Consider the following 25,172-nt stretch of genomic DNA (forward strand, 5'->3'; position numbering starts at 1 on the left):
GGGGTCAAGCGTAAGCGTCGGAGTGTTCATTGAACGTCAGGAAAGGGATTGGATACCTCCTCGGTATCCTGTTGTTGCTTCCCATGTGGGGTTGCAGCAGTAGCAGTCAGGTTAACACCCCCAAGGTTCCCAAGCCGCAGCCTGCTTCACTGGTGTTGGCGACCCCCCTGCAGGTCTCCTACCAGAGTGAGCTGGCGCTCGCCCGACTCGGGCAGATGCTCAGTGAAATGGAACTGACCACCGAGCAACGGGCAGAGTTGTTCTATGAGCGTGCCGTGGTGTTTGATCGGGTTGGTCTGCGTTCCCTCGCGCGGCTCGATTTCAACCGTGCCCTGCGGGAGAAACCGGATTTCGCCGAAGCCTACAACTTCATCGGCGTCTATCTGGTACAGCAGCAGAATTACGACGAAGCCTATGATGCCTTCGATTCCGCCCTCGAACTGGCGCCGGACTATGACTATGCCTATCTCAACCGTGGCATCGCCCTCTATTACGGTAACCGTCCCGAGCTGGCCGCGGCCGATATGAAGCGTTTCTACGAGGCGCAGCCGGAAGACCCCTATCGGGTGATCTGGCTCTATCTGGCCGAGCAGAAACTCGACCCGTCGGCCGCCATGAGCCGGATGCGCGAGCGTCTCAACAAGTACGATGACGATGCCTGGAACTGGGATCTGGTTCGCCTCTATACCGGCGAGATCAACGCTTCCCAGCTGATGGGCAACGTGGTGAAAGGGGTGAAGGATAACCGGGAGCTTGCCGAGCGCCTGTGTGAAACCTACTTCTATCTGGGCAAGTTCGAGTTGGGCAAAGGCAACCGCAAGGAAGCCATCAGCTACTTCAAGCTGGCCTTATCTAACAACGTCTATGACTTCATCGAGCACCGCTATGCGCTGCTGGAGCTGGAGTTGATGGCGCGCAAGCCCTTGCCGCCAGGTGCCCAGAGCGCTCGTAACAAGGGTGATCAGCCCTCCTGAACCACTGCCAGATAGTGGTAAAAAGGCCTCGCGATGAGGCCTTTTTGTTGGGCGAATGGCGGGTTTACTCCACCAGGCTCATGCCGGGGATCTGACGCCAGTAGCCGTTGCAATCGCTTCCTTGCTGCAAGGAGAGGGGAGCCTGGCCCTGCCGGTTGGCTTTGAAGCGGGCCAGCATCTCCAGCGTCTCCATCCCTTGCGGCGAAAGCCTGACCACATCTACCAGACCTTCCATACCAGCCAGCTCGTTACCCAGGTTGTAGCAGTAACCGGACTGGGTCTGGATCCCGTTGAGATTGAACACCCGTTGCCCTTCGCGGCTGTTGGCCAGTCGTCCGGTGGGGTAGTTGATGCAGGCGAGCTCGCAGTTGTCTTTCGGTTTGTCGAGGGAGCGGGCGGTGAAGCAGCGCGCCGAATAGGCGAGCGGCAGATGGCCGTAGGCAAACACCTCCACCTCAAATTGGTCGCGCAGGGTGCCCAGATCCTGATTGAGCTGGATCAGCCAGTCACGGGACAGTTCAACCGGCATGACCCAGCGTTTCATCCCCTGTTTGAGCAGCATGCGCAGCACATCGGCATTATAGGCGTTGATGGCGGGACCACAGACGAAGGGGATCCCTGCCTCCCAGGCGAGTTGCACCGTACCGAGATCGTTGGCTTCGACCATAAGATCGCCATTGTCGACCAGCCGCTTCACCTCCTTGAGCTCGGAAGGGGCGGAGATAAGGGCGAGGGTCGAGAGCACTACCTGCTTGCCGGAGTTAGCGACCTGACGGGCCAGCGCAATCCAGTCATCGACTTTGAGTTCGCGCCGCTTGCTGCAGACGGTCTCCCCCAGATAGATGATGTCGGCCTGACTGTCGGCAGCGGCATGGTAAAAGGATTCGGTATCGGCTTTGGGCCAGTAGAAGAGCAGAGGCCCGAGAGAAAATTGCATGGGTGGACTCCTTATTGCCACTGACGATGGTAGGCGCCGAGGGTAGTCTGGCTACCTTCGGAGACGCGGGCGAGCTGGGCATCCCACTCAGCTTTGACCTGATAGGCCTCGGGATTGGCCTGATAGGCATCGATGGCTGCACGCCACACCCGGGTCACCTGCTCCACATAGGCGGGGCTGCGCTGGCGCCCTTCAATCTTGACCGACTGGATCCCGGTCTTGAACAGCTCGGGCAGGAGACCCAGAGTGTTGAGACTGGTCGGCTCTTCCAGTGCGTGGTAGGTCTGGCCATCCACGTCGAAACGCCCTTTGCACAGGGTCGGATAGCCAGCATTTTCGCCCGGGCCATAGCGGTCGATCAGCACCTCGTTGAGCCGCGACTCAAGGCCGTTCGGGGTCTCTTCCCAACGGACGAACTTGGCCGGTGAGCAGGCGCCGACGGTGTTGGGACTCTCGCCAGTCATGTAGGAGGAGAGATAGCAGCGCCCCTCGGCCATAATGCAGAGGCTGCCAAAGGCGAATACCTCAAGGCCAACATCGGTCTCGCGGGCCAGCTGCTTGACTTGATGCATGGAGAGCACCCGGGGCAGCACCACCCGTGTGACATTGAATTGCTGCTGATAGAAGCGAATGGCGGCGGCATTGGTGGCGCTGGCCTGCACCGAGACATGGAGTTCCATCTCGGGGTAGTGGCGGCTGGCATATTCCAGCACTGCGAGATCGGCGATGATTAACGCATCGGCGCCGAGGGCCACCCCGCGATCAACCGCCTGTTTCCATCGAGTATCGGCCCCGGGATGGGCAAAGGTATTGATGGCAATATGCAGCTTGCGACCATGTTGATGCACATAATCCACCGCCTTCTCCAGTTTGCTGTCGGTAAAGTTGAGACCGGCAAAGTGGCGGGCATTGGTGTCATCCTTGAAACCGATATAAACGGCATCGGCCCCGTTATCCACGGCGGTTTTCAGTGCCGGCAAACTGCCTGCCGGACAGAGTAATTCCATTGGTACGCTCCGAGAGTGCATATGAAGGGCAAACGAGCCCTGATTGTATGCAGCCATGCACTCCCGCTTTTTGACCTGAGGCAGCTTTGTGTGGCTTTACCCTTCTTGAGGTAACCCTGCACAAGTTTGATTTCCAACAGGATCTTGCCACTCTCCCTGTGTTTGAATGCGCAAAAAAGGGAGTCTATCGTGTTTCAACAACTGCAACGCCGCCTGGTCGAACAGGCTCCGCGCTTCTTGCGCCACCCCCTCAAGCTGGTTCCGTTCAATCTGCAAAAGCAGCTGATGGAGAGTTTGCTGGCCCGGGTTTTCAAAGAGGCTATCGAAGATGGCGATTTCGAGTTTCTGGCAGACAAGTGGCTGAAAGTCGAAGTCTCTGATCTGGAGCTGTGCTGGTTTATCAGTGAGCAGAATGGCCAGCTGGTGGTAGCTCGCGAGTGTGACAAGGCCGATGTCTGCTTCAGCGGTACGGCCAACGACCTGATCCTCATCGCTGGTCGCAAAGAGGATCCAGACTCGCTCTTTTTCCAGCGCAAGCTGAAGATAGAAGGGGATACCGAACTGGGCCTTGAGGTGAAAAACCTGATGGACAGTCTGGATCTCGATGGCTTGCCAAGCCTGATGAAGTATCCCCTGATGGATCTGGCAACGTTTATCGAACGCGCCCGCACAGAGTCAGCGCAGGCTCCGGTGCAGACGGCGCCGGGCGGGATCCCGTCTTAAGTGGACAATCACCCCATGGGCATGGCGACGATAATGGTGCCGTGCCCAGAGGCAACGACAGGCCCACAGACAGGGCACCAAGGCGATGAGTGCCGCAGGGGCGGGCAGCTGTGACATGGCCAGCCCCGCAGCCAGCCAGATGAAGGGCTGCGCTTCATACAGCCACTCCGGCTGCAGCCAGCGTTTGCTCGGAAAGATAATCAGATCGGTGCGTCGGTAGCTGGAGCGCATCATCCAGGTCACCGCTCCGGCGATAAACAGCAAGGCGCCTGCAAACCAGAGCAGGGGCTGATCACTCAACGTAATAATGGCAATGGCTGCCAGCAGGTAGAGGCTGGGCAATCTCTCATAGATAAAGGGAGGAAGCATGGCGCGGTGTCTCCTGTGCCGTTTATCGGATATCCATGAAGTTTAGTCCCCCCCTCTCACTTCCCTCATGCTGGTTTGTTATACAAACGGGTAGTTTTGTTCTGAAATGGCTCGGCTTTTACGGTGCCAACATTGTGTTCTCTTATGTTACAATTGCGCGCCATTTTTGACTGAAGATTGACTGGGCATGTTGGATCAGATTCGTATCGTTTTGGTAAACACCTCTCATACCGGCAACATGGGGTCTGCGGCACGTGCCATGAAGACCATGGGTTTGACTCAGCTGGTATTGGTTGATCCGCAAGCCTTGCCGGATGACAATGCCTTCGCCCTGGCGGCTGGTGCCAGCGATGTGCTTGCCAATGCCCGTATCGTCCCGACTCTGGATGACGCGATCGCCGATTGTGGTCTGGTGATTGGCACCAGCGCCCGCTCTCGAACCCTGAGCTGGCCCATGCTCGATCCCCGTGAAGCCGGCGAAAAGTCGGTGGATGAGGGGATGCAGCACCCGGTCGCGCTGGTGTTTGGCCGTGAACGCACCGGTCTCACCAACGACGAATTGCAAAAGTGCCACTACCACGTGGCCATTCCGGCCAATCCTGATTACAGCTCCCTCAATCTGGCCATGGCGGTGCAGACCCTCTGTTACGAAGTGCGGATGCGCTGGCTGCAGGGGCAGGCCGCCGAGCCTGAAGAGGAGATGGCCTATCCGAGTGCCGCCCAGCTGGAAGGGTTTTATCAGCACCTGGAACAAACCCTGATGAAGACCGGTTTTATTGCCGATGATCATCCGGGTCATGTGATGAGCAAGCTGCGTCGCCTGTTCAATCGGGCTCGGCCGGAAGCGGCGGAGCTCAACATTCTGCGCGGTATTCTGACCTCGGTGCAGAAAGCGCGCGTACCGGATTAATCCGACTGATTTACTCAACCATATACTTGACTGATTTGGTCGGGTATGTGACCATGTGCCCCATTAAATTGCTTCGCAAGACGGTAAGGCACATGAGACTGACTTCAAAAGGACGTTACGCTGTAACCGCCATGCTCGACGTGGCGCTGCATGCAGAGCAGGGGCCCGTCCCCCTTGCCGATATTTCCGAGCGCCAGGGCATCTCGTTGTCCTATCTCGAGCAGCTCTTTGCCCGCCTGCGTAAACATGGTCTGGTGAGCAGCGTGCGTGGCCCGGGTGGTGGTTATCGCCTCGGGTTGGCCCCAGGCGAGATTTCGGTTGGTCAGGTGATCACCGCGGTCGATGAGTCGGTCGATGCAACCAAGTGCCTCGGCAAGGGCGGTTGCCACGGCGGTACCCAGTGCCTGACTCACTCCCTGTGGCGCGATCTGAGCGAGAGGATCTCCAGCTTCCTCGGGGATATCACGCTGGCCGAGCTGGTACGCCAGGCCGATGTGCGCCGCATTGCCGGCAAGCAAGATGAACAAATGAAGACCGTGTTGTCCCTGGTTGATCGGGCAGAACACGGCGATGTGAGCTTGAAAGTCCAACTATAAACGTGCTTTCCACAGCGGGACTCTGTATGACCCGGACTGTGACGGAGAAAAACATGAAACTGCCTATTTACCTTGATTATTCGGCAACCTGTCCGGTGGACCCGCGTGTCGCAGAAAAAATGATGCAGTGTCTCACCATGGATGGCCTGTTCGGCAATCCGGCTTCCCGTTCTCACCGCTTTGGCTGGCAAGCCGAAGAGGCGGTGGATCTGGCCCGTAATCAAGTGGCAGATCTGATCGGTGCCGATCCCCGCGAGATCGTCTTCACTTCCGGTGCGACCGAATCCAACAACCTAGCCATCAAGGGGGTTGCCCACTTCTATGCCAGCAAGGGCAAGCACATCATCACCTCCAAGACCGAACACAAGGCGGTGCTCGATACCTGTCGCCAGCTGGAGCGTGAAGGGTTCGAGGTGACCTATCTTGAGCCGATGCCAAACGGCCTGTTCACTATCGAGATGATCGAGAATGCCATGCGTGATGACACCATCCTGGTCAGCATCATGCATGTGAACAACGAAATCGGCGTGGTTCAGAACATTGTCGCCATCGGCGAGTTGTGCCGTTCCCGCAAGATCCTGCTGCACGTGGATGCCGTTCAGAGTGTGGGCAAGATCCCGGTAGATGTGGAAGCACTGAAAGTGGATCTGCTCTCCGTCTCTGCGCACAAGGTGTATGGTCCGAAAGGGATCGGTGCACTGTTTGTTCGCCGTAAACCCCGCGTTCGTCTGGAAGCCCAGATGCACGGTGGCGGCCACGAGCGCGGCATGCGTTCCGGTACTCTGCCGACCCACCAGATCGTCGGGATGGGCGAAGCTTTCCGCATCGCCAAAGAAGAGATGGTGAGTGAAGGCGAGCGCATCTTGGCTCTGCGCCAGCGTCTGTGGAATGGCATCAAGGATATTGAAGCCGTCTACATCAATGGCGATCTGGAGCAACGTGTTCCGGGTAACCTCAACGTCAGCTTTGCCTATGTGGAAGGGGAATCCCTCATCATGGCGCTGAAAGATTTGGCAGTCTCTTCCGGTTCGGCCTGTACCTCCGCCAGCCTGGAACCTTCCTATGTGCTGCGCGCACTGGGCCTGAACGACGAGCTGGCACACAGCTCCATCCGTTTCAGCATGGGTCGCTTCACCACCGAGGAAGAGATTGACTACGCGGTCAAGCTTATTCGTGACTCCATCGGTCGTCTGCGCGAGATGTCCCCTCTGTGGGAGATGTACAAAGACGGCGTCGATCTGAACACGGTCGAATGGGCTCATCACTGATCTATCTGGTCAGTGAGCAACAGAATTAGCAGGAGTGAGATATGGCTTACAGTGAAAAAGTAATCGACCACTACGAGAATCCTCGCAACGTCGGTGGTTTCGACAAGAATGATCCCAGCGTTGCAACCGGCATGGTCGGTGCGCCCGCCTGTGGCGACGTGATGAAGCTGCAATTGAAGATCAGCGACGAAGGCATCATCGAAGATGCCAAGTTCAAGACCTACGGCTGCGGTTCCGCCATCGCCTCCAGCTCCCTGGTGACCGAATGGGTCAAGGGCAAGACCCTGGACGAAGCGGCTGGCATCAAGAACACAGATATCGCTGAAGAGCTGGCCCTGCCACCGGTGAAGATCCACTGCTCCATTCTGGCTGAGGACGCCATCAAGGCCGCCATCGCCGATTACAAGCAGAAGAAAGGTCTCTAAGCGCCGGAGAGCAGTATGGCTATTACCATGACAGATGCCGCCGCGGCACGGGTTTCCTCTTTTCTGGCTAACCGGGGCAAGGGCATTGGCCTGCGCCTCGGCGTCAAAACCACCGGCTGCTCCGGTCTGGCCTACGTGCTTGAGTTCGTTGATGAACTGACCGATGAGGATAAGGTGTTCGAGCAGCAGGGCGTCAAGATCATTGTTGATGCCAAGAGTCTGATCCATCTGGATGGCACCGAGCTGGATTTCGTCAAGGAGGGCCTCAACGAGGGCTTCCAGTTCAACAATCCCAACGCCAAAGGCGAGTGTGGTTGCGGCGAAAGCTTCAGTGTCTGAGATGTTTGACGTCAATGATCCTTCGTCTGTGGTTGAGCGGGTTGTCCATGACCCGTTCAACCACATCTCATTTGCCAGGGGCGAGTGAGGTTGTGGCGAACGTTTCCAAGAGGTTTGCATGAATCATTTCGAGCTGTTTGGGCTGGTTGAAGGCTTCGAGCTCGATACCCGTCAGTTGGCTGATACCTACCGCCAGCTGCAAACCCAATTCCATCCTGATCGTTTTGCCACCGCCCCCGAACGGGAGCAGCTGGCTGCGGTGCAACGTGCCGCCCAGATCAACGAAGCATTCACCACCCTCAAGGCGCCGCTGCGCCGTGCCGAATATCTGCTCTCCCTGCGTGGCACCGATATCCGTGGTGAACAGCAGACCCTGCAAGATACCGCGTTTCTGATGCAGCAGCTGGAGTGGCGCGAGCGTCTGGCCGATCTGAAAGATGACGCTGACCCTGAGCGCGCCATCAAGGATTTTCGCAGCGAGATCAGGCATGATCACCAGATGTTGATGCAGCAGCTGACCGAGTCTCTTGCCGCCGGTAAAGATCTCGTTGCCGCTGATTGCGTTCGCAAACTCAAGTTTGTCGACAAGCTCCTCGAAGAGCTGGAACGATTCGAAGACTCGCTTCTCGAGTCTTGATCCTTTAACGCTGGAAGTTTCATTACCCATGGCATTACTGCAAATCGCCGAACCCGGTCAGAGCGCTGTTCCTCATCAGCACAAACGTGCCGTCGGCATCGATCTCGGCACCACCAACTCTCTCGTCGCTGCGGTTCGCAGCGGTCACGCTGATACCCTTTGCGATGAGCAAGGGCGCGACCTGCTCCCGTCAGTGGTGCACTATCAAAGCGACGCCATTCGAGTCGGGATTGATGCCAAGCGCGAAGCGGCACTCGATCCTCACAACACCATCGTCTCGGTCAAACGAATGATGGGCAAGGCGCTGGCCGATATCGATACCCGCCAGCAGCCTTACCAGTTTGTTGCCGCCGACAATGGCATGCCGCAACTGCAAACCCGTCAGGGGTTGGTCAATCCGGTGCAGGTCTCGGCCGAAATTCTCAAAAAGCTGGCCGAGCGTGGCGCCCAGACACTCGGGGGCGATCTCGATGGCGTGGTCATTACCGTGCCCGCCTATTTCGATGATGCCCAGCGTCAGGGGACCAAGGATGCGGCCCGTCTGGCTGGTCTGCACGTGCTGCGACTGCTCAACGAGCCGACTGCGGCCGCGATTGCCTATGGCCTTGACTCCGGTCAGGAAGGGGTGATCGCGGTTTACGATCTGGGGGGCGGCACCTTCGATATCTCCATCCTGCGTCTGCACCGCGGTGTGTTTGAAGTAATGGCGACCGGCGGCGATTCGGCCCTCGGCGGTGATGATTTTGATCACCTGCTGGCGGACTGGATCAAGGAGCAAGCGGGCCTCTCCGGCGAGCTGGATGCCCATCTGCAGCGCGAGCTGCTGGATGTGGCCGCTGCCGTCAAACACGGTCTGACCGATGCCGAGCAGGTGGCGTGCACTTTTGCTGGCTGGCAGGGTTCAGTGAGCCGTAGCCAGTTTGATGAACTCATCACCCCGCTGGTGAAACGGACCTTGCTGGCTTGTCGCCGCGCCCTGCGCGATGCCGGTCTCGAGCAGGTGGAAGTGCTGGAAGTGGTGATGGTCGGTGGCTCCACCCGGGTGCCGCTGGTGCGTGAACTGGTGGGCGAGTTCTTCCAGCGTACGCCGCTGACCAGCATCGATCCGGACAAAGTGGTCGCCATTGGCGCCGCCATCCAGGCCGATATTCTGGTGGGCAACAAGCCCGATGCCGAGATGCTGCTGCTGGACGTTATCCCCTTGTCGCTGGGTCTGGAGACCATGGGTGGCCTAGCCGAGAAAGTGATCCCGCGCAACACCACCATCCCGGTTGCCCGCGCCCAGGAGTTCACCACCTTCAAGGATGGTCAGACCGCCATGGCCATTCACGTGGTACAGGGTGAGCGCGAGTTGGTGGCCGATTGCCGCTCCCTGGCCCGCTTTACCCTGACTGGTATTCCGCCGATGGCAGCCGGCGCCGCCCATATTCGCGTCACCTTCCAGGTGGATGCGGATGGTCTGCTCTCGGTCAGCGCCATGGAGAAATCCTCCGGCGTGCAGGCCGAGATCCAGGTCAAGCCCTCTTACGGACTGGCGGAGCAGGATATCCTCAACATGCTGAGTGCCTCCATCGAGAATGCCCAGCAGGATATGGATGCCCGCATGCTGGCCGAGCAGCAGGTTGAAGCCGACCGGGTGGTCGAGAGTCTCAATGCGGCGCTGGCCGCCGATGGCGATGCCCTGCTTAATGCTGCCGAGCGTGCCGAGATTGATGCCGCCATCGCCCATCTGCTGACCATGCGCAACAGCGGTGCAACCCATCAAATCAAAGAAGCCATTGAGGCAGCCGATGCTGTCAGTGGCGAGTTTGCAGCCCGCCGGATGGATGCCTCCATCCGCAAGGTGCTGACCGGACAAAACGTCAACAAGGTGTAATATGCCAAAACTGATCATTCTTCCTCATCCCGTACTCTGTCCGGATGGCGCCGCCCTCGAGGGGCAAAGCGGCGAGACCATTCTGGATGTGGCGCTGCGCAACGGTATAGAAATCGAGCACGCCTGCGAGAAATCCTGTGCCTGCACTACCTGCCACTGCGTGGTGCGCGAGGGCTTTGACTCGCTTGAGCCAAGTGACGAGCTGGAAGACGACATGCTGGACAAGGCGTGGGGGCTGGAGCCGGAATCGCGCCTCAGCTGCCAGGCAAAATTGGCGGACGAGGATCTGGTGGTGGAACTGCCCAAGTACACCCTGAACCTTGCCTCTGAACGCCATTAATTACACATGAGTGAATTGCACGTGCAGCATCCTGTGGTGCTTCAGTGATATGGTGGAAGGCCGTGACCCTCGGGGGCACGGCCTTTTTTGTATTCGTTATTCTCTCTTTGCCAATAAGCTCTTTCCCATAAAGAGTGCTTATACATAGTGCCAGTAAAAAGGAAGCAAACACGATGGCTGATATGATGAAGGTAGCGTTATCCACCCAGGCTGCGGCCGCCTATTGGGGCGAGGGCGCCCAGCTCAGTTTCAATGGCGACGAGGCACGGATCCATCTTGGTGCCGCCGGTCAGCAGAAGGATGTTCTGCGCACCGTTCAGCGCGCCGCCCGTCGCCTCGAATCGAGCGGGATCAAGCGGGTAATGCTGGCCGGTGAGGGGTGGGATCTGGAGCGTCGCTACGCGTTCGCCCAGGGGTTCTACGCCGCCAAGGGTGCGCGTGAACTGGATCTCGGCCAGCAGAGCGACGCGGAAGCCCGTGAACTGGATGCGCTGCTCAAGGCGGCTCGCTGGGTACGTGACATCACCAATGGCTGTCCGGAAGAGATCTACCCCATGAGTTTGGCGGAATCGGCCCTGTTGCTCATTCGTGGTATCGCCGGGGATCAGGTCACTGCCCGCATCACCGCCGGTGAAGCGCTGCGCGAGTCCGGCCATATCGGGATCTGGTCGGTTGGCCGTGGCAGCGAGCGCGAGCCGGTGCTGCTGGAGCTCGACTACAACCCGACCGGTGATCGCAATGCGCCGGTGGTGGCGGCGCTGGTGGGCAAGGGGATCACTTTTGATTCTGGCGGCTACTCCATGAAGTCCTCTGACAACATGCTGCCGATGAAGTCCGACATGGGCGGCGCTGCCATGGTGACCGGTGCGCTGGCGCTGGCTATCAGCCGCGGTCTGAACCAGCGGGTGAAGCTCATTCTCTGCTGCGCCGAGAACCTGGTCTCTGGCCACGCCTTCAAGCTGGGCGACATCCTCACTTACAAGAATGGGATTTCGGTCGAGATCCAGAACACCGATGCGGAAGGTCGTCTGGTGCTGGCCGATGGTCTGATGGCCGCCTCCGACAGCGGTGCGGCTTATATCCTTGACGCAGCCACCCTGACCGGCGCCGCCAAGATGGCGCTGGGGCGCGACTACAATGCGGTGTTTGCCCTCGATGAGACCGAACAGCAGCGTGCGCTGGCCGCCGCCAAGGTGGAAAACGAGCAGGCGTGGGCGCTGCCGCTGGAGCCCTGGCATGCCAGCCAGCTCACTTCGGCCTTTGCCGATCTGGGCAACGTCGCCTCGGCAGAAGGCACGGCCGGTGCCACCACGGCTGCTGCGTTTCTCTCCCGCTTCGTGCGCGATGAGGGCAAGGGCTGGGTGCACCTGGATCTGGCAGCCTCCTATCAGAAATCGGGCAATGATCTCTGGGCAACCGGCGCCAAGGGCCACGGTCTGCGCACCATCGCACGCTGGCTGCAGGAGGTGACCGCATGAATGTCTGGTTAAGTCGTGAATTTGCACCGGCCGAGTGGGGGGAGGGGGCGCTGCTCTCTCACCGCGCCGACGGCATGGTGATCCATCTGGTGACGGCCAATCCGCTGCTCGATATCCAGCAGGCGGCCCGTCGCCTCTGCCAGCAGGGGATCCAGAAAGTGACCCTGGCTGGTCACTGGGAGCGTGAACAGCAGTGGGCTTTTGCCCAAGGGCTGCAAACCCCCAAGGCGGAGGTGCAACTGCAGTGGGCCATGTCCTCGGAAGAGGACAGAGAGGAGCTGGAAGCGCGTTGGCTCTGCGGCCGCTGGGTGCGCGAGATGACCAATGCCACCCCGGAGCAGTTGGGCCCGCTGGAGCTGGCGGTGGAAGCGGCCTCATTTATCACCGAGCTGGCGCCGGACAAGGTGAGTCATCGCATTTTGAAAGGCGAAGCGCTGCAACAGGCGGGCTGGGTCGGTCTCTATCAGGTGGGCCGCGGCAGTGCGCGCGAACCGGTATTGCTGGAGCTCGACTTCAACCCGGGGCGTGACCCCAAGGCGCCGGTAGCGGCAGCGCTGGTGGGCAAGGGGATCACCTTTGACTCCGGCGGCTACTCCATGAAAAGCTCCGAGGGGATGCTCACCATGAAGTGCGACATGGGGGGCGCGGCGATTGTCACCGGTGCGCTGGCGCTGGCCATGCTGCGTGGGCTCGACAAGCGGGTGAAGCTTATTCTCTGCTGCGCCGAGAACCTGGTCTCCGGCCACGCCTACAAGCTGGGCGACATCCTCACCTACAAGAACGGCACCACGGTCGAGATTGTGAATACCGATGCCGAGGGGCGGCTGGTGCTGGCCGACGGCCTGCAACTGGCGAGCGAGTCCGGCGCACCGCTGATCATCGATGCCGCGACCCTGACCGGCGCAGCCGTGATGGCGCTGGGTGGGCGCTACAATGCCCTGTTTGGCCTCGATAAAGGGCTGGTAAGCCGGGCCATGACCTATGCCGATGCCGAGCATGAGCCTGCCTGGCCGCTGCCGCTGGAGCCCTGGCACCGCCAGCAGTGCCCCTCCCATTACGCCGACACTGCCAACAGCCGTCCGGTGAAGGGGGGCGGGCCGGGTGGCGCCTCCAACGCGGCGGGTTTCCTCTCCCGTTTCGTTGCCAACGAAGGGATGGGCTGGTTGCATATCGATCTGGCAGCTTGCTTCAGTGACAACGGCGATGCCCTCTGGGCGCCGGGAGCTAATACCCTGGGGATGCGCACCATAGCGCGGGCCCTGCTGGCGGAAGCCAAATAGGCGAGACAAGGCACCTTCGGGTGCCTTTTTCATGCTGTTCGAATTGTGAACAAAAGATGGGGTTTTGGCGGCTTAAGGTAACTATCGTGCGCAAGCGCACATATTTTCCGGCTCTGCTCGGTCAAGATGAGTGTGGATGTTGATTGCAAGGGAGTGATGTTTAATAAAAAGTTGCTTGTTTGTGTGTTTTTCCGGTTTTTGTTTACGTATAATCGCCAGCGAACATGGATTCTAACAATAAAACTCTGTAGTTAAGGAAAGATATCAATGGCCATCGAACGTACCTTCTCTATCGTTAAACCGGATGCTGTCAGCAAGAACCTGATCGGTGCCATCTATAGCCGTTTCGAAAGCGCAGGCTTGAAAGTGGTGGCATCCAAAATGCTGCACATGAGCAGTGAACAGGCTGCCGGTTTCTATGCCGAGCATCAGGGCAAGCCTTTTTATGACAATCTGGTCAGCTTCATGACCTCTGGCCCTGTCATGGTGCAGGTGCTGGAAGGGGAAGACGCCATCCGTCGCAATCGCGAGATCATGGGTGCTACCAACCCGAAAGAGGCGCTGGCTGGTACCTTGCGTGCCTGTTATGCCGAGAGCATCGATCGCAACGCAGTGCATGGCTCCGATGCACCGGCATCCGCTGCCCGCGAAATTGCCTACTTCTTCTCTGACAACGAGATCTGCCCGCGCGGCTGATTTTTGTGGATGATGACCCAAGGGAGCCTCGGCTCCCTTTGTTGTTTTCGCCGTTTACGCAATATCCCTCTATTCTCCAGGTGGAAAGCCAGACCCATTATTTGTACAATGCCGCCCCCTGACGTCGTCAGCCAATAATTGATGAAGTGTTTGAACTGAGGCCATTGATGAGCGAAACAAAAATCAACCTGCTGGATCTTGATCGGGATGCCATGCGTGCCTTTTTCGTCGAACTGGGCGAGAAGCCATTCCGGGCAGATCAGGTCATGAAGTGGATCTATCACTTTGGGTGTGATGATTTCGATCAGATGACCAACGTCAACAAGGTGCTCAAAGAGCGCCTCAAGGCGATCGCCGAGATCAAGGCGCCCGAGATCAGCCGCGAGCAGCGCTCTGCCGATGGCACCATCAAGTGGGCCTTGCAGGTGGGCGATCAGGAGGTCGAGACCGTCTACATCCCGGAAGATGACCGCGCAACCCTCTGCGTCTCCTCTCAAGTTGGCTGTGCGCTGGAGTGCAAGTTCTGCTCCACGGCTCAACAAGGCTTCAACCGCAATCTGAAAGTCTCCGAGATCATCGGTCAGGTGTGGCGTGCGGCCCGCGTGGTCGGTGGCAAGCGTCCCATCACCAATGTGGTGATGATGGGGATGGGCGAGCCGCTGCTCAACCTCGCTAACGTGGTGCCTGCCATGCGTCTGATGATGGATGACTACGGCTTTGGCATCTCCAAGCGCCGGGTGACCATTTCCACCTCTGGCGTGGTACCTGCGCTGGACAAGCTGGGCGACCAGATCGACGTGGCGCTGGCTATCTCCCTGCACGCCCCGAACGACAAGTTGCGTTCAGAGATCATGCCGATCAACGACAAGTACAACATCGAGGAGTTCCTCGCCGGTGTCCGTCGTTACCTGGCCAAATCCAATGCCAACGGTGGCCGGGTGACCGTCGAGTATGTGCTGCTCGATCATATCAATGACGATATGCAGCATGCGCACGAGCTGGCCAAGGTGCTCAAGGACACTCCGAGCAAGATCAACCTGATCCCGTTCAACCCCTTCCCGGGCAACCCTTATGGCAAGCCGAGCAACAGCCGTATCGATCGCTTCTCCAAGGTGTTGATGGAGTACGGTTTCACCGTGATTGTCCGCAAGACCCGTGGTGATGACATCGATGCCGCCTGTGGTCAGCTGGTGGGTGACGTGATTGACCGTACCAAGCGAACTATCAAAAATCGGATGCAACAGGATGGGATTTCCGTCAAAATGGTTTAAATGCTAAGCCATTGTATAGACAGGGAATGGATACACGTACATTGATCGTAGTGGCAGCGCTCTGCGCGCTGCCAGGCTGTGTGACCGAGACCACTTACGCTGGCCAGAACTCGACCCAGCGTGAAGTGGGTCCTGACCTCAAGGCGGCTGCCCAAACCCGCCTCGACCTGGGTATCCAGTACCTGCGTCAGGGCAACGCCGAGCAGGCCAAGTTCAATCTTGACCGCGCCCTCCAGTATGACCCCTCCAACCCCCAGATCCAGATCGGTTTTGCCTACTTTTACCAGAAGGTAGGGGATTTCAAGGCAGCCGAGACCCATTACAAGAACGCCCTTGCCATGGATCCGTCCAATGCTGACGCAATGAACAACTATGGTGCCTTCCTCTGTGATCGCGGCAGGTATGCCGAGGCAGATCAGGCGTTCAACCAGGCTGTTATTCAGCCAGGCTACGTAAAAATTGCCGATACCTATGAAAATGCGGCACTTTGTGCGCTGCAAAATCGCAGAAATGATAAAGCAGGCGAGTACTATCGCCTGGCCTTGGGGTATAATCCCCGCAATCCAGGGTTATTGCTGGACTTGGCCGAGCTTTCCATGAAAGATGGCAAGCTGCCTGATGTGCAGTCCTACCTCGCCCGTTTTGCCGATGTGTCAGACGAGAACGAGGAGAGTCTCTGGTTGAGACTTCGGCTGGCGCAGGCGATGGACAAGCCGGCATTACTTCACCAATTCGGGACTGAGCTGGTAAGGCAATATCCCACTTCGCAACAAGCCAAGCGTTATTTAGCCAATGACTATTGAACAGCAACACGATTTCCAAGACGACTCCCAGGCAGTAGGCCCAGGCCAATTGCTGCGCAACGCCCGTGAACAGCTTGGCTGGACACGAGAACAGGTTGCGTCCCGCATTCACCTTCGTCTGACCCTGATCGCCGCTATCGAATCGGATACCTACGACAAGCACACCTCCCATACCTTTATTCGGGGCTATCTGCGTACCTATGCCAAGCTGGTCGGGATCCCCGACGAGACCATTCTGGCCGCTTACGACAAGCTGGGTCTGACTCCTCCCGACAATATCGACATGCAGAGCTTCTCCCGTCGCTCCCGCCAGCAAGCCAACGACAGTCGGCTCAAGGTGGTGACCTGGCTGGTGATCCTGGTGTTGATTGCGCTCTCGGTCGCCTGGTGGTGGCAGAGTACTTCACGCCGCTCCGCCGGTGATGAAGCGCTGGCAGCCACCGAGATGAGTGCAACCGGTTCGACTCCGGCTGAACCTGCTATCACGCCGCCCGATGCGATCAACACAGCTCCGGCCGAAGGTGCTGCCATCGCACCGGCCGCCACGGACGTGGCTGCCCCTGCGGTGGTCTCCGATGCGACTGCTACCCTGGCGCCTGCTTCTGCGGCTGTTGCCCCGACCGATGTCAGCGCGGCTGTCGGCACTGCGACCGATGCAGCGGTATCCGGCGCCAATGGCACCGAATCTGAAGAGGCTGTCGTTGATCCGGCGACTGCGCCGCAACTGAAGATGAGCTTCACCGCCGATTGCTGGCTGGATGTGAAGGATGCCAACGGCAAGACCCTGTTCAGTGGTCTGAAGAAGGCCAACGACGAGCTGGTGCTGGAAGGCGCCGAGCCCCTGAAGTTCATCATTGGCGCGCCCATGGCCGTCAAGCTTGACTACAAGGGGCAGTCGTTTGATATGAGCCGTTACAACAACGGTCGTACAGCCCGCTTCTCACTGCCGCAGGAGTAATCTGTTTCCCATGTCTTCTCACGAATCCCCCATCATTCGTCGTAAATCCAGACAGATCATGGTTGGTAATGTACCGGTTGGGGGCGATGCCCCCATTACCGTGCAGACCATGACCAACACCAAGACCACAGATGTCGCCGCCACCATCGAGCAGATCCAGCGGATCGAGCGGGTCGGTGCCGATATTGTCCGTGTCTCCGTGCCCACCATGGAAGCGGCGGAAGCTTTCCGGCTGATCAAACAGCAGACCCGCATCCCCATCGTTGCCGATATCCACTTCGACTATCGCATCGCCCTGAAAGTGGCCGAGTACGGTGCCGATTGCCTGCGTATCAACCCGGGCAACATCGGCAATGAGCAGCGGGTGCGATCTGTGGTCGATTGCGCGCGCGACCTCAATATCCCGATCCGTATCGGGGTCAATGGCGGGTCGCTGGAGAAAGATATCCAGGAGAAGTACGGCGAGCCGACCCCAGAGGCGCTGGTAGAGTCCGCCATGCGTCACGTGGACTATCTCGATCGTCTCGATTTCCAGGACTTCAAGGTGAGCGTCAAGGCCTCCGATGTGTTCCTGGCAGTCGGTGCCTATCGCCTGCTCGCCAAGCAGATTGAACAGCCGCTGCACCTTGGCATCACCGAAGCGGGCGGTTTCCGTGCCGGCGCGGTGAAGTCTGCCATTGGTCTGGGCATGCTGCTTACCGACGGCATCGGCGATACCCTGCGTATCTCGCTGGCGGCGGATCCGGTGGAGGAGGTGAAGGTCGGTTTCGATATCCTCAAATCCCTGCGTATTCGCTCCCGTGGCATCAACTTTATCGCTTGCCCATCCTGCTCACGGCAGGAGTTCGATGTGATCGCCACCGTCAATGCTCTGGAAGAGCGGCTCGAAGACATCATCACCCCAATGGATGTTTCCATCATCGGCTGTGTGGTGAATGGGCCGGGCGAAGCACTGGTCTCCGACCTTGGTCTGGCGGGGGCCGCCAACAAGAGTGCCTTCTATGAAGGGGGCCAGCGGGTCGATCGGCTCGACAACAAGGATCTCATTCCAACTCTGGAGCGCCGCATTCGCGCCCGCGCCGCCATGCTGGATCCCGCTAACCGGATCCCGATGGACAAGGAGTGAGCGAAACAGGGCCACATTGGGTGGCCCTTTTTCCTGGTGACTGATTTTAAATCCCGCATCCGGATTCCCTGATTTTACCTTGGGGGGGAAAATCCCTATAATGCGGCCAAATTTTACCTCTTTTTCTCGAGTATCAACGTGGCAAAACAGATCCAAGCTATTCGCGGTATGAATGATTGCCTGCCGGAGCAGAGCCCGGTATGGCAGAAGGTTGAACAGATCCTGCGCCAGGTCGTTGCCAGCTATGGCTACAGCGAAGTGCGCATGCCGATTGTCGAGCAGACTCATCTGTTCAAGCGCGCCATCGGTGAAGTGACCGACGTGGTCGAAAAAGAGATGTACACCTTTGAAGATCGCAACGGCGACAGCCTGAGCCTGCGTCCGGAAGGGACCGCCAGCTGCGTCCGTGCCGGTATCGAACACGGTCTGCTCTACAACCAGGAACGCCGGATGTGGTACATGGGCCCCATGTTCCGTCACGAGCGTCCCCAGAAGGGCCGTTATCGCCAGTTCCACCAGTTCGGTGTCGAGCTGTTTGGCATCAACGGGCCGGACATTGACGCTGAGCTGATCATGCTGACCCACCGTCTGTGGCGTCTGTTTGGCATCAGCGAGCATGTCACCCTGCAGCTCAACACCCTGGGTCAGAGCGCCGAGCGTGCCGCTTACCGCGATGCGCTGGTGGCCTATCTGGAGCAGTACAAGGAGCAGCTGGACGAAGAGAGCCAGCGCCGCATGTACAGCAACCCGCTGCGGGTGCTCGACTCCAAGGATGAAAAGGTGCAGGCCATTTTGGCGGGTGCCCCGCGTCTGTTCGACCATCTGGGCGAAGAGAGCCTGGCCCACTTCGAGGGGCTCAAGCGCCTGCTCGAGTCTGCCGGTATCAAATACGAAGTGAACGAGCGTCTGGTACGTGGTCTTGACTACTACAACCTGACCGTGTTCGAGTGGGTCACCAGCAGTCTGGGTGCCCAGGGCACCGTCTGTGCCGGTGGCCGCTACGATGGTCTGGTAGAGCAGCTGGGCGGTCAACCGACCCCGGCCGTGGGCTTTGCCATGGGCATGGAGCGTCTGGTGCTGATGCTGGAGACTCTCGAGCTCAACGCCGATATCCGCCCGGCGGTGGATGTCTATCTGGCGATGGTGGGCGAGGGGACCGAGCAGGCTGGCTTCCAGCTGGCCGAGCGTCTGCGCGATGCCCTGCCGGACCTGCGCCTCATGAGCCACTGCGGTGGTGGCAACTTCAAGAAACAACTCAAACGTGCCGACAAGAGCGGCGCGGCAATCGCCCTGATCCTTGGTGAGACCGAGGTGCAAAACGGGGAGATCACTATCAAATATCTGCGTGGTCAGGCCGAGCAACAGACCGTCAAGGTTGACGCCGCCATTGCCCTGCTGGCAGCCAAAGGAGAGTAAGCTGTGGAAGTCTATACCACCGAAGAACAACAGGTTGAGGTTATCAAGGAGTGGTGGAAAGAGAACGGAACCTCGGTGATTGCCGGGACCGTGATCGGTCTGGTCGGTCTGTTCGGCTGGCGCTATTACAACCAGCACCAGCAAGAGACCATGGAGGCCTCCTCCCACTCTTACAACCAGGTGATTGAGCAGCTGGCCAAGGGCGATGCCGCCGGTTTCGAGCAGGCACAGCAGTTTGTCACCGCCAACAAGGGTGACTCCTACGGTGAACTGGCCGCGTTGCAACTGGCTGCCGCTGCCGTCAAGGCGGGCAAGCTGGATCTGGCTGCCGAGCAGCTGGAGCTGGTGGCGACCACGGGTGACGAGAGCATTCGTCCCATCGCGGCGCTGCGTCTGGCCCGTGTGCTGAATGATCAGGGCAAGGCAGATGAAGCGCTGGCCAAGCTGGCAACCATCCAGAATGAGGCCTTCAAGGCGCAGGTAGCCGAAGCCCGTGGTGATGTGCTGCAAAAGCAGGGCAAGACCGAAGAGGCTCGTGATGCCTATCAGGCGGCGGCGGATGCCGGCGGCCTGCAGGGTAGCGCCGAGCTCAAGCTGAAAATGGACGATCTGGCCCTGCCGGCCGTTGCGACTGGTGAGGCACCGGATGCGTAATCTATTCAAGATGGTGGCGCTGGGGGCTGCGGTCTCCTTCGCTCTGCAGGGTTGCTCCCTGTTCAGTTCCGAAGAGGATCTCAACCCGATGGCGCCGCTGCCCAAGGTTGAATCTGCCTTCACTGCCGACACCGCATGGTCATCTACTGTGGGTGATGGCATCGGTGACTTCTACTCCCAGCTCAAGCCGGTGGTGGAAGAGGATCGTATCTACGCGGCGGCCCGCGACGGCGATGTCAGCGCTTTTGACCGTGCCAGTGGCGATCGCCTCTGGACCGTCGATCTGGCCGACCTGCCGGTCAACGCCGACAAGCGCAGCGCCCGCCTCTCCGGTGGTCTGGTCTCCCGTTACGGCAAGCTGTTCCTCGGCTCCGAGAACGGGGTGGTCTACGCCCTGAACGAAGAGAATGGCGAAGTGCTGTGGCAGACCAATGTGCCCGGCGAAGTGGTGGCAAGCCCCGCGGTGGAAGATGGCCGCGTGGTGGTGTTGACCACCTCCGGTCGCCTGATCGCCCTCGACACTGATGAAGGCAAGATGCAGTGGTCGCTCTCCGAAGAGCAGCCGCCGCTGACCCTGCGCAGTGCCGGAGCACCGGTGATCACCAACGGCGCCGTGATTTACGGTCGTGCCGATGGCAAGGTGGGCATCGCCCTGCTGAGCAACGGCCAGCCTGTGCGTCAGTCCAAGGTGGCTGATCCGCGCGGTGCCACCGAGCTGGACCGCATGGTTGACGTCGATGCCAGCCCGCTGATCGCCGGTGATGAGCTCTACGCCATCGCCTACAACGGTCAGTTGATGGCGCGCAAACTGATGACCGGCGATGAAGTGTGGAAGCGCAAGTATTCCGGCTATCGCGATCTGGCGATGACCGGTAATGCCATCGTGCTGACCGACAGTCGCAGCCACCTGTTTGCCATCGACCGTCGCAACGGTCTGGAGCTGTGGTCCAACACCCAGCTGGAAAATCGTACCGTCACTGCACCTGTCATCTTCGGTGACTATGTGGTGGTGGGTGATGTGGAAGGATACTTGTATTGGCTTGATCGTACCGACGGTACCATCAAGGCGATGCAGCAGCTCGATAGCAGTGGTCTCTACGCCGCCCCGCTGGTGGATGGCGAGACCCTGTATGTGCAGAGCCGTGACGGCAAGTTGTACGCCCTCAAGCGTCCTTGATCGTCCGATAATGTGAATATCCGGCTCCTGGTCTTCGGACCCGGAGCCTTTGTCGTCTTGAGAATGAGGCTTTTATGACTCCTGTAGTAGCCCTGGTGGGCCGCCCCAACGTGGGGAAATCCACCCTGTTTAACCGCTTGACCCGTACTCGGGATGCCCTGGTTGCCGATTTTCCCGGTCTGACCCGGGACCGTAAATACGGTCAGGCGAAGTTGGGCGAGCTGGAATTTATCGTGGTCGATACCGGCGGTATCGATGGCACCGAAGAGGGGATCGAGCTGAAGATGGCCGAGCAATCTCTGCTGGCCATCGAAGAAGCGGACGTCGTGCTGTTCATGGTGGATGCCCGTGCCGGTCTGACCGCGGCGGATCAAGCCATCGCCGAGCACCTGCGCAAGGCCCACAAGAAGGTATTTCTGGTGGCCAACAAGACCGATGGTATCGACGGTGATTCCGCGGTCTCCGAGTTCTACGGTCTGGCGCTGGGCGAGGTTTACCAGATCGCGGCCGCCCACGGTCGTGGCGTGCTGAGCCTGCTGGAACTGGCCCTGGCTCCTCATCTGGAGACCCTGGTCGACTCTGCTACCGATGAAGATGCGCAGGATGAGGAAGAGGAGGACTTCGACGAAGAAGCCCTGCTGCGCATGGTGGCTGCCGGTGAACTCGATACCAAAGAGGACACCAAGGAGACCCCGTTCGCCGACCTGCCCATCAAGTTCGCCATCGTTGGTCGTCCCAACGTCGGCAAATCGACCCTGACCAACCGCATGCTGGGTGAAGATCGGGTCATTGTCTATGACATGCCCGGCACCACCCGTGACTCCGTTTACATTCCGATGGAGCGTGACGAGCAGAAGTATGTGGTTATCGACACCGCCGGTGTGCGTCGTCGTGGCAAGGTGCACGAGACGGTGGAGAAGTTCTCCGTTATCAAGACCCTGAAAGCCATCGAAGATGCCAACGTCTGCCTGCTGGTGATCGACGCCCAAGAGACCATCACCGATCAGGACTTGAGCATCCTTGGCTATGTGCTCCACGCCGGTCGCTCCGTGGTGCTGGTGGTGAACAAGTGGGATGGTCTGGATCAGAAGGTGAAAGAGGATGTGAAGAACGAGCTGGATCGTCGCTTGGGCTTCATCGACTTCGCTCGTGTCCACTTCATCTCCGCCCTGCACGGCAGCGGCGTCGGCCATCTGTTTGAATCCATTCAGGAGGCTTACCAGTCCGCCACCCGTCGTACCAGCACGGCCATGCTGACCCGCATCATGCAGATGGCGCAGGAAGATCACCAGCCGCCGATGGTCAACGGTCGCCGCGTCAAGCTCAAGTATGCTCACGCTGGTGGCTACAACCCGCCGCGCATCGTGATCCACGGCAACCAGCTGAACGACTTGCCGGACTCCTACAAGCGGTATTTGATCAACTACTTCCGCAAGTCCCTCAAGATTATGGGCTCGCCGATCCGGGTCGAGTTCCAGGAGTCGGTCAACCCGTTTGAAGGGAAGAAGAACACCATGACCCTGAGTCAGGAACGTCAGCGCAAACGCCTGCTGAAAATGAAGAAGAAATAAGTCCTTGCGGCTGCCCTCACCGGCAGCCGCTTTGTTATCCTCGCCATGTTAAGGTGAGGAATAAGGGGAGGGGGATCTGCCATGGAACAAGACCATGGCAGATCCACTTTCGAGGAGTTGATTATGGAAGCCCTGCTTTGTCCATCATGCCAGGCTGAACTGGATACCCGCAGCAAGGAGCAAACCTGTGGCCAGTGCCAGGCCCCTGTTTGCGTTACGGCCATCTGCCCCACCTGCCAGCAGGAGCTGGAGCGTCTCAAGGCGTGCGGCGCGGTGGATTACTTCTGCAACCACTGCAACTCGCTGATCTCCAAGCGGACTGTACAGTTCAAGGCGGCGCTGGTGTAAGACGATATTCAGGTGAGAAAGAAGATAAAAAAACCCGGCGAATGCCGGGTTTATGCTGTGTGCTCTGCAATAAGCAGGGTATAGGATCGATTTCTGCGCCACAGATTGCGCTTGATGTCATTAAGCTTGAGTTTGCGTCTGGGGCTCCAGCTGCACTTCGCTTTTCTGACCAGACTGATTTTTCTACGTTTTTGCATCTTGGTCTCCTCCCAACTCAGGTGGCCATCCAGGCCTTGGGTCATTGATGGAGCCCATCCGAAATTGCTGTTATTTAATCTCTCAACATAATGAAAACAATGCGATTTCGGATAGGCTCCGATGTGAATCGATGGTAACAGAGAAGTTTGCGTGAAAACAGCCGAATAATGGCTGGTTAGCGCATGGTGATCTGATTGACCACTTCGGCGATGGCGGTGGGGCGCTCGGCCAGCTCGGGCTCGCTGTCGTTGTCGAGACTCTCCCGCTGATGTGCCTTCTGTTGCTCGTTGTCGAGCCAGAGCAGACTCTGGTAATACTGGCGCACGTTGTTGACATAGTTGCGCGCCTCGCTGCCACGGGCATAGCCGTAACGTACCTTGCGGTGCCAGCGCGCCTGTTGCAGCAGCGGCAGCACCTCTTTCACGTCGCTCCAGGCGTCGGGATTCTTGCCGAGCTCTTTGGTCAGGCGGCGGGCATCCATCATGTGGCCGTAACCGATGTTGTAGGCGGTGAGGGCAAACCACACCTTCTCGTCATCGGGCACCGAATCCGGCACCTTCTCCATCATCTGTTGCAGATAGAGGGAGCCACCCTTGATGCTCTCTTCCGGATGAAGCCGGTCGTTGACTCCCATCGCCTTGGCGGTGGGCTCGGTCAGCATCATCATGCCGCGCACGCCGGTGTAGGAGCGGGCCTGCGGGTCCCAGTGGGACTCCTGATAGCTGATGGCGGCGAGCAGACGCCAGTCGATATTCTTGGCGTGAGTCTGGAACAGCGGCTGGTACTTGGGCAGCAGGCTCTTGGCGCGCTTGAGGAAGGTGCGGGTATCGACAAAGTCGAAGTTCTGCACATGGCCGAAGTACTTCTCGTCCAGCTTGGCGATGGCACCATCCATAAAGCGCTGACCGAAGAAGTCGATCACGCTGGCATAGAGGCTGTCATCGGGCAGCTTGCTCATGGCCCAGGCAACGGTCTGCTTCTGGGCCAGGGTCAGCCCCTCGGTGAGCTCCGGGTAGTAGCGCTGGGTACGTGCCAGCACGGTATCCTGCACCACCGTGTAGTCAATCTTGCCATCCACCACCTGCTTGAGCAGCTCCTCCACATCGGCGTTGTCGCTGGTGCTCCAGGCTAGTTTCGGATTCTCTTTGCTCATCTCTTTGAGCAGATCTTCCCCGGTGGATCCGGCGGCAACGACCAGCTTGCCCTTGATATCGTTTAACGAGGCCGGCTTGGGTTTGCCGTTGCGGTAGACCAATTTGGGAGAGACCTGGTAGAAGCCCGGGCCGAAGCGAAACAGCTCGCGCCGTTCGGGGGTTACCATGATGGCGGCAGCCGCCAGATCGAGTTTGCCCTTTTTCAGCAGGGTGACCAGCTGGTCAGTGGTGTCGACCGGGATGATGGTGAGTTTCACCCCCAACCAGTCGGCATAATTTTGCGCCAGCTCGTAATCGAACCCCTGGGCGAGGTCGTCACGCTGGTAATAGGAGGTGGGACCATAGATGGTGCCAACCCGGATCTCGCCTCGCTGGCGGATCTGCTCCAGCTGGCTGGAGGGGGTATAGAAGTCGCAGCCAACCAGCGTCAGCGTCAACAACAGCCCGATAAACAGTCGAAAAATGCAGCGCAAGTAGGTGAGTACCTTTGTTGAAAAAATCGGCATTTGTCAAAAAAGAGGCACCTTTATACCAGAGAGTGTGCGCAGAGTCACACTGCACGAAGTGAGAAAAACGTTTGTCCGCTGTGAGCCAGATCCCTATAATACGCGCGTCTCAATTCCCCCCCACTTTAAAACTTG

General features: G+C 58.7%; 26 protein-coding genes. 22 read left to right on the plus strand and 4 right to left on the minus strand.

Going from position 1 to position 25,172, the window contains the following annotated elements:
- Positions 1-29: 29 nt before the first annotated feature.
- On the plus strand, positions 30-974 hold the full coding sequence (gene nlpI / locus NOM06_RS05655) for a lipoprotein NlpI (RefSeq protein ID WP_005351017.1): 945 nt from the start codon (positions 30-32) through the stop codon (positions 972-974).
- 64 nt (positions 975-1,038) lie between these two features.
- Here the strand turns inward: nlpI and NOM06_RS05660 are convergent, their stop codons facing one another.
- Positions 1,039-1,911 carry a U32 family peptidase gene (locus tag NOM06_RS05660; protein WP_149153155.1) on the minus strand — a complete coding sequence of 291 codons (873 nt, stop codon included), beginning with the start codon at positions 1,909-1,911 and terminating at the stop codon, positions 1,039-1,041.
- An 11-nt stretch (positions 1,912-1,922) separates the two neighbouring features.
- Entirely contained in the window at positions 1,923-2,918 is a 996-nt protein-coding gene (locus tag NOM06_RS05665) for a peptidase U32 family protein (RefSeq protein WP_042080116.1), read from the minus strand.
- A gap of 189 nt (positions 2,919-3,107) precedes the next feature.
- Here NOM06_RS05665 and NOM06_RS05670 point away from each other — a divergent pair, with 189 nt between their 5' ends.
- Positions 3,108-3,641, plus strand: a complete 534-nt coding sequence (locus NOM06_RS05670) for an SCP2 domain-containing protein (RefSeq protein WP_005344837.1) — start codon at positions 3,108-3,110, stop codon at positions 3,639-3,641.
- On the opposite strand, the gene NOM06_RS05675 is transcribed toward NOM06_RS05670, so the two are convergent.
- Positions 3,594-4,010 carry a hypothetical protein gene (locus tag NOM06_RS05675; protein WP_005359788.1) on the minus strand — a complete coding sequence of 139 codons (417 nt, stop codon included), beginning with the start codon at positions 4,008-4,010 and terminating at the stop codon, positions 3,594-3,596. The two genes, NOM06_RS05670 and NOM06_RS05675, sit on opposite strands and share 48 nt — an antisense overlap.
- 187 nt (positions 4,011-4,197) lie before the next feature.
- Between NOM06_RS05675 and trmJ the strand changes: the two genes are divergently transcribed.
- The 20 genes from trmJ (at position 4,198) to NOM06_RS05775 (ending at position 23,179) form a co-directional block, all read left to right on the plus strand.
- The gene (gene trmJ, locus NOM06_RS05680) at positions 4,198-4,920 is read left to right on the plus strand and encodes a tRNA (cytosine(32)/uridine(32)-2'-O)-methyltransferase TrmJ (protein ID WP_255910371.1); all 723 of its coding nucleotides are present in this window, start codon (positions 4,198-4,200) and stop codon (positions 4,918-4,920) included.
- Positions 4,921-5,012: 92 nt separating this feature from the next.
- Positions 5,013-5,516 carry a Fe-S cluster assembly transcriptional regulator IscR gene (gene iscR / locus NOM06_RS05685; protein ID WP_026035025.1) on the plus strand — a complete coding sequence of 168 codons (504 nt, stop codon included), beginning with the start codon at positions 5,013-5,015 and terminating at the stop codon, positions 5,514-5,516.
- Positions 5,517-5,569: 53 nt separating this feature from the next.
- Positions 5,570-6,784, plus strand: a complete 1,215-nt coding sequence (locus NOM06_RS05690; protein WP_255910373.1) for an IscS subfamily cysteine desulfurase — start codon at positions 5,570-5,572, stop codon at positions 6,782-6,784.
- A 41-nt stretch (positions 6,785-6,825) separates the two neighbouring features.
- Complete coding sequence (iscU, locus tag NOM06_RS05695; protein ID WP_005333813.1) at positions 6,826-7,209, plus strand: Fe-S cluster assembly scaffold IscU; 384 nt, start codon at positions 6,826-6,828, stop codon at positions 7,207-7,209.
- Between the two features lie 15 nt (positions 7,210-7,224).
- Positions 7,225-7,548, plus strand: a complete 324-nt coding sequence (gene iscA, locus NOM06_RS05700; protein WP_043823953.1) for an iron-sulfur cluster assembly protein IscA — start codon at positions 7,225-7,227, stop codon at positions 7,546-7,548.
- Between the two features lie 118 nt (positions 7,549-7,666).
- Complete coding sequence (gene hscB / locus NOM06_RS05705; protein ID WP_042013204.1) at positions 7,667-8,185, plus strand: co-chaperone HscB; 519 nt, start codon at positions 7,667-7,669, stop codon at positions 8,183-8,185.
- 28 nt (positions 8,186-8,213) lie between these two features.
- Positions 8,214-10,061 carry a Fe-S protein assembly chaperone HscA gene (gene hscA / locus NOM06_RS05710; RefSeq protein ID WP_005351033.1) on the plus strand — a complete coding sequence of 616 codons (1,848 nt, stop codon included), beginning with the start codon at positions 8,214-8,216 and terminating at the stop codon, positions 10,059-10,061.
- A 1-nt stretch (position 10,062) separates the two neighbouring features.
- The gene (gene fdx / locus NOM06_RS05715; protein WP_005333808.1) at positions 10,063-10,401 is read left to right on the plus strand and encodes an ISC system 2Fe-2S type ferredoxin; all 339 of its coding nucleotides are present in this window, start codon (positions 10,063-10,065) and stop codon (positions 10,399-10,401) included.
- A 173-nt stretch (positions 10,402-10,574) separates the two neighbouring features.
- On the plus strand, positions 10,575-11,879 hold the full coding sequence (gene pepB / locus NOM06_RS05720; RefSeq protein ID WP_255910375.1) for an aminopeptidase PepB: 1,305 nt from the start codon (positions 10,575-10,577) through the stop codon (positions 11,877-11,879).
- A complete protein-coding gene (gene pepB, locus NOM06_RS05725; RefSeq protein ID WP_005359802.1) occupies positions 11,876-13,159 on the plus strand; it encodes an aminopeptidase PepB in 1,284 nt (427 codons plus the stop codon). The genes pepB (NOM06_RS05720) and pepB (NOM06_RS05725) overlap by 4 nt, the downstream gene beginning before the upstream one ends.
- 267 nt (positions 13,160-13,426) lie before the next feature.
- A complete protein-coding gene (ndk, locus tag NOM06_RS05730; protein ID WP_005333805.1) occupies positions 13,427-13,855 on the plus strand; it encodes a nucleoside-diphosphate kinase in 429 nt (142 codons plus the stop codon).
- Between the two features lie 167 nt (positions 13,856-14,022).
- Positions 14,023-15,126, plus strand: a complete 1,104-nt coding sequence (locus NOM06_RS05735) for a bifunctional tRNA (adenosine(37)-C2)-methyltransferase TrmG/ribosomal RNA large subunit methyltransferase RlmN (RefSeq protein ID WP_005344856.1) — start codon at positions 14,023-14,025, stop codon at positions 15,124-15,126.
- Between the two features lie 11 nt (positions 15,127-15,137).
- Positions 15,138-15,929 carry a PilW family type IVa pilus biogenesis/stability lipoprotein TapF gene (tapF, locus tag NOM06_RS05740; RefSeq protein WP_085943024.1) on the plus strand — a complete coding sequence of 264 codons (792 nt, stop codon included), beginning with the start codon at positions 15,138-15,140 and terminating at the stop codon, positions 15,927-15,929.
- Positions 15,919-16,887: a cytoskeleton protein RodZ gene (gene rodZ / locus NOM06_RS05745; protein ID WP_128815429.1), complete on the plus strand. Its 969-nt coding sequence runs from the start codon at positions 15,919-15,921 to the stop codon at positions 16,885-16,887. The genes tapF and rodZ overlap by 11 nt, the downstream gene beginning before the upstream one ends.
- A 10-nt stretch (positions 16,888-16,897) precedes the next feature.
- Positions 16,898-18,013 (plus strand): flavodoxin-dependent (E)-4-hydroxy-3-methylbut-2-enyl-diphosphate synthase, encoded by a 1,116-nt coding sequence (gene ispG / locus NOM06_RS05750; RefSeq protein WP_005333801.1) that lies wholly within the window; start codon positions 16,898-16,900, stop codon positions 18,011-18,013.
- Positions 18,014-18,151: 138 nt separating this feature from the next.
- Positions 18,152-19,429 (plus strand): histidine--tRNA ligase, encoded by a 1,278-nt coding sequence (hisS, locus tag NOM06_RS05755; protein WP_005351051.1) that lies wholly within the window; start codon positions 18,152-18,154, stop codon positions 19,427-19,429.
- A 3-nt stretch (positions 19,430-19,432) separates the two neighbouring features.
- Positions 19,433-20,083, plus strand: a complete 651-nt coding sequence (locus tag NOM06_RS05760) for a tetratricopeptide repeat protein (protein ID WP_021229680.1) — start codon at positions 19,433-19,435, stop codon at positions 20,081-20,083.
- Positions 20,076-21,260: an outer membrane protein assembly factor BamB gene (gene bamB / locus NOM06_RS05765; protein ID WP_005333796.1), complete on the plus strand. Its 1,185-nt coding sequence runs from the start codon at positions 20,076-20,078 to the stop codon at positions 21,258-21,260. Before NOM06_RS05760 ends, bamB begins: the two co-directional genes overlap by 8 nt.
- A 74-nt stretch (positions 21,261-21,334) precedes the next feature.
- Positions 21,335-22,831 (plus strand): ribosome biogenesis GTPase Der, encoded by a 1,497-nt coding sequence (gene der, locus NOM06_RS05770; protein ID WP_005333794.1) that lies wholly within the window; start codon positions 21,335-21,337, stop codon positions 22,829-22,831.
- 123 nt (positions 22,832-22,954) lie between these two features.
- Entirely contained in the window at positions 22,955-23,179 is a 225-nt protein-coding gene (locus NOM06_RS05775; protein WP_181497237.1) for a zinc ribbon domain-containing protein, read from the plus strand.
- A gap of 373 nt (positions 23,180-23,552) precedes the next feature.
- On the opposite strand, the gene mltF is transcribed toward NOM06_RS05775, so the two are convergent.
- Positions 23,553-25,037 (minus strand): membrane-bound lytic murein transglycosylase MltF, encoded by a 1,485-nt coding sequence (mltF, locus tag NOM06_RS05780; protein ID WP_255910377.1) that lies wholly within the window; start codon positions 25,035-25,037, stop codon positions 23,553-23,555.
- Positions 25,038-25,172: the final 135 nt, after the last annotated feature.

Origin of the sequence: Aeromonas sp. JL9 (genome assembly GCF_024436075.1) — a bacterium.
Taxonomy (GTDB): domain Bacteria; phylum Pseudomonadota; class Gammaproteobacteria; order Enterobacterales; family Aeromonadaceae; genus Aeromonas; species Aeromonas veronii.